Annotated in this window: 13 protein-coding genes; 4 read left to right on the plus strand and 9 right to left on the minus strand. The window is 68.0% G+C overall.

Annotated elements, in window-relative coordinates; translation table 11 throughout:
• Positions 1 to 129 precede the first annotated feature (129 nt).
• On the minus strand, positions 130 to 1,254 hold the full coding sequence (locus H0X91_RS00185; RefSeq protein WP_062885901.1) for an MBL fold metallo-hydrolase: 1,125 nt from the start codon (positions 1,252 to 1,254) through the stop codon (positions 130 to 132).
• An 83-nt stretch (positions 1,255 to 1,337) separates the two neighbouring features.
• On the opposite strand from H0X91_RS00185, the gene H0X91_RS00190 reads away from it, so the two are divergent.
• Together H0X91_RS00190 and H0X91_RS00195 are read left to right on the plus strand one after the other, a co-directional pair.
• A complete protein-coding gene (locus H0X91_RS00190) occupies positions 1,338 to 1,991 on the plus strand; it encodes a TetR/AcrR family transcriptional regulator (protein WP_006489088.1) in 654 nt (217 codons plus the stop codon).
• Between the two features lie 195 nt (positions 1,992 to 2,186).
• Complete coding sequence (locus H0X91_RS00195; protein WP_006489078.1) at positions 2,187 to 2,678, plus strand: flavodoxin family protein; 492 nt, start codon at positions 2,187 to 2,189, stop codon at positions 2,676 to 2,678.
• 105 nt (positions 2,679 to 2,783) lie between these two features.
• Here H0X91_RS00195 and H0X91_RS00200 read toward each other — a convergent pair whose 3' ends face one another.
• On the minus strand, positions 2,784 to 3,368 hold the full coding sequence (locus tag H0X91_RS00200; RefSeq protein ID WP_062911550.1) for a DUF2889 domain-containing protein: 585 nt from the start codon (positions 3,366 to 3,368) through the stop codon (positions 2,784 to 2,786).
• 640 nt (positions 3,369 to 4,008) lie between these two features.
• Between H0X91_RS00200 and H0X91_RS00205 the strand changes: the two genes are divergently transcribed.
• Entirely contained in the window at positions 4,009 to 4,680 is a 672-nt protein-coding gene (locus H0X91_RS00205) for a ProQ/FinO family protein (RefSeq protein WP_006497845.1), read from the plus strand.
• 484 nt (positions 4,681 to 5,164) lie between these two features.
• On the plus strand, positions 5,165 to 6,226 hold the full coding sequence (locus tag H0X91_RS00210) for a DMT family transporter (RefSeq protein ID WP_080331725.1): 1,062 nt from the start codon (positions 5,165 to 5,167) through the stop codon (positions 6,224 to 6,226).
• A 306-nt stretch (positions 6,227 to 6,532) separates the two neighbouring features.
• Here the strand turns inward: H0X91_RS00210 and H0X91_RS00215 are convergent, their stop codons facing one another.
• The 7 genes from H0X91_RS00215 to H0X91_RS00245 form a co-directional block, all read right to left on the minus strand.
• Positions 6,533 to 7,123: a nitrogen fixation protein NifQ gene (locus H0X91_RS00215; protein ID WP_060265183.1), complete on the minus strand. Its 591-nt coding sequence runs from the start codon at positions 7,121 to 7,123 to the stop codon at positions 6,533 to 6,535.
• Positions 7,124 to 7,198: 75 nt separating this feature from the next.
• Positions 7,199 to 7,624 (minus strand): TOBE domain-containing protein, encoded by a 426-nt coding sequence (locus H0X91_RS00220; protein ID WP_006489093.1) that lies wholly within the window; start codon positions 7,622 to 7,624, stop codon positions 7,199 to 7,201.
• 168 nt (positions 7,625 to 7,792) lie between these two features.
• Positions 7,793 to 9,280: an efflux transporter outer membrane subunit gene (locus H0X91_RS00225; protein WP_084752253.1), complete on the minus strand. Its 1,488-nt coding sequence runs from the start codon at positions 9,278 to 9,280 to the stop codon at positions 7,793 to 7,795.
• Positions 9,277 to 10,254, minus strand: coding sequence for an efflux RND transporter periplasmic adaptor subunit (locus H0X91_RS00230; RefSeq protein ID WP_006481647.1), 978 nt, complete (start codon positions 10,252 to 10,254; stop codon positions 9,277 to 9,279). Before H0X91_RS00230 ends, H0X91_RS00225 begins: the two co-directional genes overlap by 4 nt.
• Position 10,255: 1 nt before the next feature.
• Positions 10,256 to 10,468, minus strand: coding sequence for a DUF1656 domain-containing protein (locus tag H0X91_RS00235; RefSeq protein WP_006481008.1), 213 nt, complete (start codon positions 10,466 to 10,468; stop codon positions 10,256 to 10,258).
• A 34-nt stretch (positions 10,469 to 10,502) separates the two neighbouring features.
• Positions 10,503 to 12,626: an FUSC family protein gene (locus H0X91_RS00240; RefSeq protein ID WP_006497849.1), complete on the minus strand. Its 2,124-nt coding sequence runs from the start codon at positions 12,624 to 12,626 to the stop codon at positions 10,503 to 10,505.
• Entirely contained in the window at positions 12,623 to 13,102 is a 480-nt protein-coding gene (locus H0X91_RS00245; protein ID WP_006482157.1) for a MarR family winged helix-turn-helix transcriptional regulator, read from the minus strand. The genes H0X91_RS00240 and H0X91_RS00245 overlap by 4 nt, the downstream gene beginning before the upstream one ends.
• Between the last annotated feature and the right edge of the window lie 296 nt (positions 13,103 to 13,398).

The following is a 13,398-nucleotide window of genomic DNA, read 5'->3' on the forward strand; positions in this document are numbered from 1 at the left end:
CTTCTCACTCAGGTAATCGGGTCGACAGGCATGCCGTCGACGTGCAGGGGAGGCCGGCAACGCGTGCATCGCCTGGAATCGCGGCACGGCCGTCTTCACGGAAGGCATGTGCGTGCCGCGACTGGCGGACTACTTCGTTGCCTGCGATGTGCAAAACTGCCAGCGTCGCGATTTTGCCGCCGGTGCCGCCGCGCGCTCGTCGACCATGCGCCACCAGCGTTCGCCGCGATGCGGTGTGTCGAGATCGAGGCGTTCGCCCATCCGCGGCGTCGACAGCTCGATGCCGCGCACGAGCGCCAGCGCCGTGACGCGCTCGAACGGCTCCTGCCAGCGATGCATCGCGAGGTCGAACGTGCCGTTGTGGATCGGGATCAGCCAGCGCCCGCGCAAATCGATGTGCGCCTGCACGGTTTCTTCCGGCTGCATGTGCACGTAAGGCCATTGCGTATCATAGGCGCCTGTTTCGATCAGCGTGACGTCGAACGGTCCGAGGCGCTCGCCGATTTCCCGGAAACCGTCGAAATAGCCGGTGTCGCCGCTGAAGAACAGGCGCAGGTCGTCGTCGACGATCACCCACGACGCCCACAGCGTACTGTTGCCGTCGAACAGGCTGCGCCCGGAGAAGTGCTGGGCAGGCGTCGCCGTCAGCGTCACCCCGGCCACGTCCACGCTTTGCCACCAGTCGAGCTGGCGGACCTTGTTCGCGTCGATCCCCCATTCGATCAGCCGATCGCCGACGCCCAGCGTCGTCACGAACACGCCGGTGGTTGCGGCGAGCGCGAGCACCGTGTCGCGATCGAGGTGATCGTAATGGTCGTGCGACAGGATCACGCCGCGCAGCGGCGGAAGATCTTCCAGCGCAATCGGCGGCGCATGGAAGCGCTTGGGCCCGATACGCCGAAACGGCGACGCGCGCTCGGCAAATACCGGATCGGTCAACCAGAATTCACCGCGCAACTTCAGCAACAGCGTCGAATGGCCGAGCCGGTAGAGGCTGCGATCGGGCGCCGCCTCGAGCTCCACGCGGGTCAGCGAATCGACCGGCAACGTGCCGGCAGGCACCGTATGACGCGGCTTGTTGACCAGCATGTTCCACGCGATTCCCAGCGTCTTGCCCAGTCCTTCGGCGGGGCGCGGCGCGACATTGGCAAAGCGCTCGCCATCGTGCTGCGGCGAACTGCCGGACAGCGTCCGGCCACGTCGGGCGGCCGCGAAACCCAGAATGCGGTGAATCAAAACGAGAGGCGATGCCATGTCGGTTCATCCCGAGAATAAAGTACACTAAACAGTGTAGTTTATTTTTGGGATAAGTAAACTGCCCGGTGTAAAATTTCTCGATGGATACCAGCACTCCCCCTCAGCGTCTGACCGACCGAAAGCGCGCGGCCATCGTCGATGCGGCAATCGAGGAATTTCTCGCGGCCGGCTACGATGCGACGAGCATGGATCGCATCGCTGCGCGCGCGGACGTGTCGAAGCGCACCGTCTACAACCACTTCCCGGGCAAGGAGACGCTGTTCGCCGCGATCCTGAACAAGCTGTGGGAGGCGACCCGGACCGGCAGCTCGCCGACCTATCGCGCCGACGTACCGCTGCGCGAGCAACTGCTCGCCTTGCTCGACCGCAAATTGCGCTTGATGAATGATGAGGCCTTCCTCGCGCTGGCGCGTGTCGCGATCGGCGCGGCCATCCATTCGCCGGAACGGGCGCGCGACATGGTCGAGCGTCTCAGCGAGCGGGAGGAAGACCTCACGGTCTGGGTGCGTGCGGCAGCGGCGGCCGGCCGCCTGTCGGTCACCGATCCGGTGTTCGCCGCGCATCAGTTGCATGGCGCCGTGAAGGCCTTCGCGTTCTGGCCGCAGATCACGATGGGCCAGCCGCCGTTGACGGCGCAGGAGCAGCAGAAAGTTGCGGAATCGGCTGCCGACATGTTCCTCGCGTACTACGCGCGACCGGACGACGGCGTCGCACCGCATCGCCAGCAAGACTGAACGCGCCACCGGAAGCATCCAGATCGACGGACAGCTCGAAGCCACTGCGATGTGCGCGCGGCGTCGACGAGCGGGCAAACCGGCCGATCCCTGGAAGCACGAACGCCAAATGGCGCCCACCCGTGTCGATCGGCCATCTGGCCTAGACTGAACGATACCGCCGGCGCATCCGAAGCCGGACGCGAGCAACGACCCATGAAGACGCTGTTGATCGTCTATCACACGATGACCGGAGGCACGCAGCAGATGGCCGCAGCGGCTGCCGCAGCGGCGCGCGAGCAGCCTGGCGTCGACGTCAGGTTGCAGCGCGCGGACGCAACGAGTGCAGCGGACGTGCTGGCCGCCGACGCGTACCTGTTCGCGACGCCGGAGAATCTTGCGGCGATGTCCGGCCTGATGAAGGATTTCTTCGATCGCTGCTACTACGCGGCGCTCGATCGCGTGAACGGCCGGCCGTATGCGGCGATGATTTGCGCGGGAAGCGACGGACAGAACGCGTTGCGCCAGATCGACCGGATCGCGACCGGATGGCGGCTGAAGAACGTGGCGCCCGGGCTGATCGTCTGCACGCATGCGCAGACGCCAGAACGTATTCTCGCGACGAAGACGATCGACAGCGAAGCACTCGCGCGCTGCGCCGAACTGGGTGCGGGCCTTGCCGCGGGACTTGCGCTGGGCGTTTTCTGATGCCGGATGCGGCGGCGTCGATCTGCCGAATGAACATCGACAGGATTGGCGGCTGTTCGCGCAATACTCGTTCCGCAAACGCCGAACCCGCCGGGTCCCGGCACTTCAGCTGTCTTTTACCGTGGTCGACGGCCGGTGATATTCAGGCCAAAGACGCTTCACGAGATCGCGCGACGCGCCGTAGGCGTAGCAACTGTCGATCTTGAGCGGCTTTCCTTCGCTGTCGCGGTAATCGAGCGACGATCGCCGCGTGCCGACCATCGTCTGATAGGCCGTCGTCGCGATCGGGCCGAGCAATTCCTTCAGGTGTGTGCACGTATCGCAGGACGGCAGGCGCTTGCGAACCTCGCTGTTCCAGCCGGCGCCGATGTTCAATCCGACGAGCGCCTGCAGCGAGTCGCCGCCGCCCGGACACTGCGCATACGGATGTGAACGAATGAACGTGGATACGGCGCGGACGACCATGTCGACGTCGAACACCAGCGTCACGCCGAGATCGTGGAGCGGCGTCCGCGCCACGACCGTCCGCGCGCCGCCGGGGGGTGTGAAATCGCTGGTCTTGCGGTCCGCGAGGCAGGCCGTCACTTCGAACAGGCCGTCGCTGCGCCGATAGCCGCGCATGTCGATCTGCCGATGGTGAATCTCCTCGCGCGTGATGCCGTCGTGTGGGGTGTCGTCTTGGGAAACCATGCATCCGCTCCATCTCGTGTAACCGGGGCTTTTCGCAGGCAACGGGATCGCGCCCGGCTGACCGGGCACGTGGGGAAAAGCAGGCGAGACATGCTGCCAACGAAGTCGATGCGGCCATACTACGCACTTTCCGATATCTTCGTCCGCGCCGCGATCGATGCGGACGCAACGAGTCGTGTATCGATGCCGGTGCACACGAGCGTCAAGGACGCGTGTCGCGCGACGTCGCAGGTCCGCACAACGCGTCGCGGATGCGATACGCCGCCGTTCGACTGTGGGTCGCGCGGAAGATCGCGTATCGGTCGGCCCGCCCCCGATTTCCGGCCGTGGCCGCGAATGGCGTGACATCCGGAAGCGTATCCATATAATGCGCAACACGACCGCGCGGACGCATTTCCGGTGCCCCGAATCGGGCGAATGCAGACCGGTGAGTCAACCGGCCGTCCCGCGTACCGGTATACTTCCACTCCTGCCTTGTCCGGCATCGAGGCCGGGTGCCTGAAAACAGAGTGGCGTGCGCGATGCGGCCCCGTAGTATTCCGCACCGGCGGCAGGCCGGCCGCGCGCATGGCGGCGAAGCTTTTGTGCCGCGCGGCATGGCCGCACGAACCACACCTTATATTCCTGGTGGATTGAATTTATGGGTTTTGAACAACTTGCCGAATTGCGGGCGCAGCTCGCAGCGAAGGCCAAGCAGGAGCGCAACGCGAAGCGGCCGGCAGCGCCGACGGACGCCGGTGTGAAGCCGAAGTCCGGCGACCAGCCGTCCCGCGGCGCCAAGCCGGGTGCCGGCGCGAAGGCGCAGCATCGGGCGAAGCCTGCCTCGGCAAAGCCGTCGGCGCCGGTCGATCCGGTCATCGTCGCAATCGGCAAACTGCAGCGGAAGTTTCCGCGCGCGTTCCCGAAGAATCCGGCCCCCAAAGTGCCGCTCAAGGTCGGCATTTGGGACGATCTCGCCCGCGAAGCGCAGGCCGTCGGCCTCAACGAAGCCGAACTGCGCGAAGCGATGTCGACATGGTGCCGTGGCAATCGCTACTGGTCCTGCCTCGTCGAAGACGCGGTGCGCGTCGACCTGCAGGGCAACGAAGCCGGGCGCGTGACGCACGACGATGCGGCGCGTGCGCGCCGCCTGAAGGCTCGCCGCCCGAACAAGGGCGCGGCGCAGTCGGCCAAGGGGGCGCCGCAGCAGCCGAAGGCCGAGCAGCAGGCCGAGGCAGCTGCCGCGCCGCAACCGGCGGAAGCCGAAGCGGAAACGAAGGTGCAGACCGACGTCGCGCCGCAGGTCGAGCAGCAAGCGGCCGGCAACGAGTAATCCGCACTGCGCTGCCGTCGACCGCACGGCGCGTGCTCGCATGCAGGTTGTATGCGATGAATCACACGACAGACCGACTTGCCTCGACAGAGGCAGGTCGGGACTGCCTCACCGGCGCCGATCCGGCCGGTACATTCCCCTCTCTCCCGTCGAACAATCAACGTGACCGGACGGACAACGTTCGATCCTGGCGCACACGATATTTCGACCGTGCTGATGGAACGTAAATAATACGCATCACCGATTAATCCGGTGCGTCAGTCAGATAATTCGTTTTACGAAATGATGGCGTGAAAAACGTCGATCGACGCGCGCGCGGTCCCGTGTGCCCATCCCGACAAAACGGCGCGCGATAATCACGGCTGGATCGTCGGACTGCGGGCAAGCCAATCGCCGCGATACAAGCAGCCTTTCGAAAAGTAAGACAAGCCCGCGTCGGCCCCGAGCCACGCTCAGCTTCATCCACGTCGATACAACCCGGATCATGAACCCGAGACATTCCGCGATTTTCGTCGCGCTCGCCGCCGCTGCGCTGTTCGGCGCCGCGACACCGCTTGCCAAGGCGCTGATCGGCGCGATGTCGCCGTTCATGGTTGCGGGCCTGTTCTATCTCGGCAGCGGCATCGGGCTCGGCATCGGGATCCTGCTGCGCGGCTGGCACAGCCGTCGCGCACCGGCCGCGGATGCGGCGCCGCTACGGCGCGCCGATCTGCCGTGGCTGGCCGGTGCGATCGCGGCGGGCGGCGTGGCGGGCCCGGCTTTGCTGATGCTCGGGCTGTCGAGCACGCCGGCGGCGACGAGCGCGTTGCTGCTCAATCTCGAAGGCGTGCTGACGGCGGTGATCGCGTGGGTCGTGTTTCGCGAGAACGTCGATACGCAGATATTCGTCGGCATGGTGGCGATCGTCGCCGGCGGCACGCTGTTGTCGTGGACGCCGGACCGCGCCGGCGTGCCGGTCGGCGCGTGGCTGATCGTCGGTGCGTGCCTGTGCTGGGCGATCGACAACAACCTGACCCGCAAGGTGGCCGCGAACGACGCGATGGTGATTGCGTGCCTGAAAGGGCTGATCGCCGGGCCGGTGAACATCGGCATCGCGCTGGCGACCGGCGCGACGTTGCCCGCGATACCGGTTACGGCCGCGGCGATGCTGACGGGGCTCGGCGGCTACGGGATCAGCCTCGTGCTGTTCGTCGTCGCGCTGCGTCATCTCGGCAGCGCGCGCACCGGCACGTATTTTTCGATCGCGCCGCTGTTCGGGGTCGTGTTGTCGTTGCTGATCTGGCCCGCGCTGCCGCCCGCGACGTTCTGGATCGCAGCTGCGCTGATGGCGCTCGGCATCTGGCTGCACGTGCGCGAACGGCACGAGCACGCGCATGAGCACGAGCGGCTCGAGCATACGCACCGGCATCGGCACGACGACCATCACCAGCACTCGCACGATTTTCCGTACGACGGCGACGAACCGCACACGCATCCGCACGTGCATTTGCCGATCACGCACAGCCATGCGCATTTTCCGGATATTCATCACCGGCATCGGCATTGATCGTGTCGTGAGCAATGCATGTCGCGCGTCGCAAGGTGACCGTTTATGGGAAACGCGGACAGCCGGTCGTCGACAGGTCGTCGACGCATGTGCCGGCGACCGCACATCGAAGGCCGCTCGTCACCGGTTCGCGTTGAGGATGCGGAGCGCGCTCCGGTAACCGGTTCGCGCGTTCGACGATCATTCGGTCGATGTTGCGCGCGATGCCGGCTCGTGGAAGCGGAATGTGGCGTTGAAGTCGCGTAACGGCAGGTTCTCGCTAGCGACGCGGCGAAACAGACGACGGTACGTACGTTGCCGCGCCGATTATCGCGCGCGAGGAAAGCAGAAACCGAAATCCTCGCAGCCCGGGCATCCGGGGGCGGGCCCGGGCGCCACACCGAGCGATGCGGCCACTTCCTGCGCAAGGAATTTCTTCCAGCGCAGATGCGCGACGTTGCGTGCGGCAAGCGCGGGGAAAAAGCGCTCGAGCATCGCGGATACCGCGTCGCGCCCATCGAGCCCGAGGTCGCGCCACAGATGATCGGGGCGCAGACACGCATGCGCGATGATCGCGGCGAGGCAGTCGGCATCGTCGCGAGCGACCGCGGGATTCGCGTCGTCCATCAACCGCGCGTGCAGCGTCGCGACGAATGCCGCGTGCGTGGCCGGCAGCGCTGGCGGCGTGACCGTCGGCGCGAGTGCGGCGATATCGGCGGATCGCAGATGCGGAAACTGCCGGGCCAGCAGCCAGGCGAACCGGTCGGGAGACAAGCCCAGCAACGTCAGTTCGTTACGCCCCGCGCGTGCCGCAACGAGTGTGCCGAACAACCGGGCATCGGGCACGTCGGCGTTGGCTGTCGCAGATCGCAGCGACTGCAACGCCTGTTCGTACGTGCGATCGGCCGAAGCGGTCATCGTCAGCCTCCGGACGGGAACCAGGCCGCACGCATGCGAGGTGCACGACGTATCACCATCGCGATCGTCACACGATCACTCGACGCCGACGATCACGCTCGACGCCTTGAAGATCGCGGACGCAGCGGTGCCGCTCGCGAGGCCAAGACGATCGACGCTGTCGTTGGTGACGATCGCGACGATCTCCGCGCCGCCCGCGGCCTTGATCACGACTTCCGAATTGACCGCGCCCTTCGCGACCGACGCGACGGTGCCCGTCACGCAGTTGCGCGCCGACACCTTGCTGCTGTCCACATCGACCATCACGATGACCGACGATGCCTTGACGAGCGCGAACGCCTTCGTGCCGGCCGCGAGGCCCAGCGACGCCGCGCTGCCGTGGGTGATCACGGCGACGATCTCGAGGCCGTCCTGCGTGCGCAGCGTGATTTCGTCGTTGACGGCACCGGGCTTGACGGCGCCGATCTGGCCGGCGAATTGGTTGCGGGCGCTGGTTCGCATGATGATTCTCCGAGGTGGATGCCGCGGCCGGCCCGGCTGCGGCAGCAGATGAATGGAAATGCATCGGCCAGTGTACCGGCAACGCGGGTGAGCGTCGCCCAGCGGATGCCATGACGCGCATCACGAAAACTCGCTGTCATCGCGCGTTTCGTGCCGGCGGCGATGACGCTACGGCGCTGACGGGCCGCTCGCGGGCGTCGCGGCGGCGGAGCCGGCAGCCGTCGCGCCGTCGCTCTCCCACCCGCCACCGAGCGCGAGGAAGAGCCGCACCTGGTCGGCCGCGACCTGGCCTTCGGCCGCTGCGACCTGCGCCTGCACGCTCGTCAACGTGCGCGTCGCATCGAGATCGGCGATGAACGATTCGCGGCCGGCCGCGTAGAGACGATGGGTTTCGGCGGCGGAATTGCGGGCCGACTCGTACGCGGTGCGCAGCGCGTCCGTACGCTGCACGTCGGCGGCATAGGTCGCGAGGCTCGACTGCGTTTCGCGCAGCGCGTTCAGCACGACGCCGTCGAAGTGCGCGAGTGCGCCACCCGTCGCGGCTTCGGCCTCGCGCACGCGCGCACGCTGGCCATTGACGGGGAACGACCAGCTGATCAGCGGACCGAACGACCAGCGATTCGTGGTGGACGAGAACAGATCGGCGGCGACGCCGACCGAGCCGGCCGACGCGCCGATGCTGACCGACGGGTACAGCGCGGCGGTTGCCACGCCGATCCGCGCGGTCGCGGCGGCGAGCTGCCGCTCGGCTTCGCGCACGTCGGGGCGGCGGCGCAACAGCGCGGCGCCGTCGCCGATCGGAATCGGCTGACGCAGCTTCGGCAGGCGTTCGCATTCGGCGGCGGCCTTCGGCAGATCGGCCGGCGCGCGCGCGAGCAGCGCGGCGAGCTGGTACTGCGCGACCTTGCGGCGGCCCTCGAAGCGCGGAATGTCGGCGGAGAGCGTGCGCACCTGCGTCACGCCGCGCGTCACGTCGGTCTGGTTGCCGCGTCCGGCATCGCGCAGCCGCTGCGACAGTTTCACGCGCTGCTGCTGCAACGCGAGCGACTGCTTCGCGATCGCCAGTTCGTCGCCGGCCGAGCACGCTTCGACGTACGCGCGCACGACGTCGGCCACGACCGTGATGCGCGCGAGGTCGCCGGCCGCCTTGACGGCCTCGCTGTCCGCGCGCGCGGCTTCGACGCCGCGCCGCAGCTTGCCGAACAGGTCGAGCTCGTACGACACGTTGATGCCGACCGTGCCTTCGTTGACGACCGGCAGCTTGTTTTCGAGCAGGTATTGCTCGGCCGATTCCTGCGCGCGCTGCACGGCCGCTTCCGCGCCGCCCGAGAATCCGCCCTGTTCGTTCGCGACCACCAGCGCCGCGCGCGAGCGGGCGAGGTTGGCCGCGGCGACGCGCAGGTCGGTGTTCGACTTCAACGCGTCGCGCACGAGCCCGTCGAGTACCGGGTCGTCGTACAGCTGCCACCAGTTGCCGGGCACCGCGTCGCGCGACACCAGCGCGCCGTTCGCGTCGTCGAGCGCATGATTCGCGAGCGGCGCATTGACGTACGCCTGCTGCGGCAGCGTGTAGTCGGGGCCGACCGACTTGCACGCACCGAGTGCGAGCGCCAGCGGGGCGAGCGTTGCCGCGACGCGCAGACCGTGCCGCTTCATTGCGAGGCTCCGGTGGCGCTCGCGGCCGTACCGGACGCGGCCGGAACCGGCGCGCTCGCCGATGCGGTGCTGGCGCCCACCGGCTTCGCGTTGTCGTTGCGGCGCGCGTCGGCGCCGCGCATCGACACGGTCGCGGTGCGGCCCGCGATCATCCGGAAGTCGTCGGGCACCTCGTCGAGCACGACGCGCACCGGCACGCGCTGCGCGAGCCGCACCCAGCTGAACGCCGGATTCACGTTCGGCAGCAGATTCGCGCCCTGCGTGCGGTCGCGATCCTCGATCGCGGCGACGATGCTCTGCACGTGGCCGCGCAGCGCATGCGGCTCGCCCATCACGATGATGTCGACCGGCTGGCCGATATGGATGCCGCGCAGCTTGGTTTCCTCGAAGTAGCCGTCGACGCGGAACGAGTTGCGGTCGACGACCGACAGCACCGCGCGGCCGGCCGGCACGTACTCGCCGACGCGCGGGGCGCGGTCGTTCAGGTAGCCGTCCACGGGACTGACGATCGTCGTGCGCTGCAGGTTCAGCTTCGCGGTGTCGAGCGACACCTGCGCATCGGCGACGCTCGCTTCGCCCTGCTCGACGCGCGTGCGGCTTTCCTCGACCTGTTCGCTCGCGACCAGGTTGCCGAGCTGCAGGTTGCGCGCGTATTCGCGCTTCGCCTGCGCCAGCGTCGCGCGGCGCTGCGCGAGCGTCGCTTCGGCGAGCCGCTCCGCGAGCGCGTAGCGCGCCTGGTCGATCACGAACAGCACCTGGCCGCGCTTGACCTCCTGGTTGTCGGCGACCTGCACCGACGTGATGAGGCCCGACACGTCCGGCGCGACCTGGATCACGTCGGCGCGCACGTGCCCGTCGCGCGTCCACGGCGAGAACATGTAGTAGTTGATGATGCGCCACAGCACGAGGCCGGCCACGACGACGACGATCAGGGTGAGCAGGACTTGCCCTGCCGAGAGCCAGGTTTTTTTCACGTTAGGTAGCCACGAGTTGGTGGGACACGATCACGACGGCGGCCAGCACGAATACGTAGATGCCGAGGTCGAAGATCGAACGGTGCCAGACGAGGCGGTAGAAGCCGACGCGTTCGAGCACCGCGCGCACGACGATGTTGATCAGGTAGGCGATCAGCATCAGCACGAGCGGGGCCGGCACGAACACGCCGAAGATATCGATTTCGCCGATCATGGTCGCGGTCGGAAGGACAAGGTGGAAAGCCGGCTCATGCGCGCGCTCCGTCCGGCGGCTGCGGCGCTTGCGCGGACGCGGCCGGATACAGCGACAGGCGCAGGCCGACGAGCGCATGCAGCGTGTCGCGCAGCCGGCGGTGCGTGGCGGGCACCGCGGGTGCGGCCGTGCCGTCGGTCGGCGCGGCGTCCGGCAGGGTGCGGCCGGCCACGCGCCGCAGCGCGTCGTCGATCGTCGCCAGCAGCGCGGGCGGCGCGGGCTGGCGCGCGTTCGCGGCCGCGCAGCGCGTGTAGTGATCGGTGACGCCGGCCAGCACGCGATCGATCGCATCGGGCACGTCGCCCGACAGCCGGCGTCGCGAGCGGCGCAGGTCGAGCGCGTTCAGCGCGATGCGCAGGTCGCGGAAGCTTTCGATCGACGGATGGCGGTGGTCGTCGGACGCGCCGAGGCGCGGCAGCAGTTGCGTGACGCGATCGAGCATCCGCGACGCGTGGTTGCGCTGGTCGTCGAGCGGCTGCGTCGACGCGGAGCGCGCGACGTCCTCCCAGCCCGAGCGCAGCAGGCGCCGCACCGCGAGTTCCGCGCCGAACGGCCGCGTCGCGCGCGTCCATACGTACGCGAACAGCAGCCCGGCGACGCCCGCGAGATTGCTGTTCAGGAACACGAAGAAATCGGCTTCGTACGCGCTCTGGATGCTGATGAAGGTGGCCGTGTTCACCGCGACGAGCATCGTCACCATGTTGAACTGCGGGCGCGGCAGCAGCGTGCCGATCAGGATGAACGGGCCCGCGAACATCAGCACGAGCATCGCGAAATCGTGCACGTGCGGCAGCACGACGAACAGGTACAGGCCCGCGAACACGACGCTCGCGGTGGTCGACAGGAAAAACTTGAACACCAGCGGCGCCGGCTCGTCGAGCGCGGCGAAGAAGCTGCACGACACGGCCACGAGCGTGACGGCCGCCGCGCCGTCGTGCCAGCCGGACGAGATCCACAGCCAGCACGCGAACACGATCGCGAACACGACGGTCAGCGTCGAGAACAGCATCATCCCGCGATCGAAGAAGCGCTCGGTGCCGCCGAGCCGCCAGTGCCGGTAGCGCGGCTGCCATACGCCCGATTCGTTCGCGATCAGCGCGCGCAGCGAGCGGCAGTCCTGCCAGATGTCGATGACCTGGCGCAGCCGCCACAGTGCATTCGACATCAGCGCGCCGTCCCAGCTCGCCAGCGCGCTGTCGGGCGGCTGCAGCGCGGCGATGCGCGCGCGCAGGTCGTCCGCGACCGGATCGTGCGCCATGTCGCCGCCCGCGTCGGTCTGCACGGCCGGCAGCGGTGCGTCGAACCACTTCGCGGCGTCGGCCAGCAGCGCGTCGAGTGCGGGCGGGCGTACGTGCAGGTCGCGCATCAGCGCGATCAGCGGATCGGCGAGCGACGACATCAGCGGCAGGAACAGCTGCATCCGGCCCGCGAGCGCCTGCGCGCGCGCGAGGACGCGCGGATGCGCATGGTCGTAGCCCAACTGGCTCAGCAGGAACTCGAGGCCGGTGATGGTCGCGGCGAGCCGCTGCCGGCACGCGGACAGCGCCTTGCCGGCCAGGTGCCCGGACAGCGTTTCGCGGCCGTAGAACGCGGCGTCCTTGAACCACGCGTCGGTGCGCTCGATCAGCGTCGGCGCGAGCCGGTTCGGGAACACGGCGCTGCCGACCACGCTCGCGCACACGATGCCGAGCACGATTTCCTCGGTGCGCGCGATCGCGACGTCGAACACGGTGGACGGATCGGTGACGGTCGGCAGCGCGACCAGCGGCATCGTATAGCCGGCGAGCATGAAGACGTAGCTGCGGGCGGTGCGGTCGGAGATCGCGAGGTACAGCAGCGTGCCGCACCAGGTCGCGACGATGATGCTGAACAGGAGCGGCGTCTCGACGAACGGTGGCACGAAGAAGATCGCGGCGGCCGCGCCGAGCGCGGTGCCGAGCGCGCGGTACAGCGCTTTCGAGCGCGTCGCGCCGACGAACGGGTTCGACACGATGTAGACGCTCGCCATCGCCCAGTACGGGCGCGGCAGCTGGAAATACAGGCCGAGGTACAGCGCCAGCATCGACGCGGCGAACGTCTTGCCCGAGAACAGCCAGTCGCGAAGGCTCGGATAGGTCATGACGCGGAATCGTCGGAGTGGGGCGGGCGCGACGCCGGCGGATGCGGGTCGGCCGCGTTGAACGCGTTCAGCACGCGCAGCGTCGCCTCGAGATCGGCGCGCGACACGCCCTTGAGCACCTGGGCGCGCAGCGCGCGCAGGTCTTCCTCCATCTTCGCGGTGACCGCGCGGCCGGCGGCCGTCAACGAGATCGTTTTCGCGCGGCGGTCGTGCGGATCCTCGTCGCGGCGCGCGAGGCCGGCCGCGCACAGCTGGTCGAGCAGGCGCACGAGCGACGGCCCTTCGATGCCGACGTGTTCGGCGAGCGTGCCTTGCCGCACGCCTTCGCCGAGGCGCCCGGCCATCAGGAGCGGCGTCGCGCAGGCCTCGGACACGTTGTACGCGGTCAGCACGCCGTCACTGGTGCGGCGCCACTTGCGCGCGGTGAGCACGAGCAGGCTGCTGACGGCGAGGCGGAGGTCGTGCAGATTGGTCATGGGCGAGATGATAGGGGCAAAAACATTCGATAGCAAACTATCGTTTTTTGTCACCCGGATGACACGTCGCATGCGGCCCGGCCGGCCCGTCTGAAGCAATGTAGGCGGCGTGCCGGCCGGGGTCAAGCCGTAAGGGGGGCGACCCCGAACCGTCCACATCCGGCGCGGCGACTATATTGAATAGTCAGACGAGAACCGTCCGGCAGCCCGGCGTACGGCCGCGCGCGTTAAGCAAATTCGAAGCCCCGGTTCGGCAAAGCCGACTTCGCGGCCGCGCGCGCGGCGTGCATATTAGG

Origin of the sequence: Burkholderia sp. 9777_1386, assembly GCF_015712265.1 — a bacterium.
Lineage (GTDB): Bacteria > Pseudomonadota > Gammaproteobacteria > Burkholderiales > Burkholderiaceae > Burkholderia > Burkholderia cenocepacia.

Coding starts and splice junctions, on each gene's coding strand:
- H0X91_RS00185 (WP_062885901.1), bottom strand. CDS start 1,254: ATGGCATCGCCTCTCGTTTTGATTCACCGCATTCTGGGTTTCGCGGCC.
- H0X91_RS00190 (WP_006489088.1), top strand. CDS start 1,338: ATGGATACCAGCACTCCCCCTCAGCGTCTGACCGACCGAAAGCGCGCG.
- H0X91_RS00195 (WP_006489078.1), top strand. CDS start 2,187: ATGAAGACGCTGTTGATCGTCTATCACACGATGACCGGAGGCACGCAG.
- H0X91_RS00200 (WP_062911550.1), bottom strand. CDS start 3,368: ATGGTTTCCCAAGACGACACCCCACACGACGGCATCACGCGCGAGGAG.
- H0X91_RS00205 (WP_006497845.1), top strand. CDS start 4,009: ATGGGTTTTGAACAACTTGCCGAATTGCGGGCGCAGCTCGCAGCGAAG.
- H0X91_RS00210 (WP_080331725.1), top strand. CDS start 5,165: ATGAACCCGAGACATTCCGCGATTTTCGTCGCGCTCGCCGCCGCTGCG.
- H0X91_RS00215 (WP_060265183.1), bottom strand. CDS start 7,123: ATGACCGCTTCGGCCGATCGCACGTACGAACAGGCGTTGCAGTCGCTG.
- H0X91_RS00220 (WP_006489093.1), bottom strand. CDS start 7,624: ATGCGAACCAGCGCCCGCAACCAATTCGCCGGCCAGATCGGCGCCGTC.
- H0X91_RS00225 (WP_084752253.1), bottom strand. CDS start 9,280: ATGAAGCGGCACGGTCTGCGCGTCGCGGCAACGCTCGCCCCGCTGGCG.
- H0X91_RS00235 (WP_006481008.1), bottom strand. CDS start 10,468: ATGATCGGCGAAATCGATATCTTCGGCGTGTTCGTGCCGGCCCCGCTC.
- H0X91_RS00240 (WP_006497849.1), bottom strand. CDS start 12,626: ATGACCTATCCGAGCCTTCGCGACTGGCTGTTCTCGGGCAAGACGTTC.
- H0X91_RS00245 (WP_006482157.1), bottom strand. CDS start 13,102: ATGACCAATCTGCACGACCTCCGCCTCGCCGTCAGCAGCCTGCTCGTG.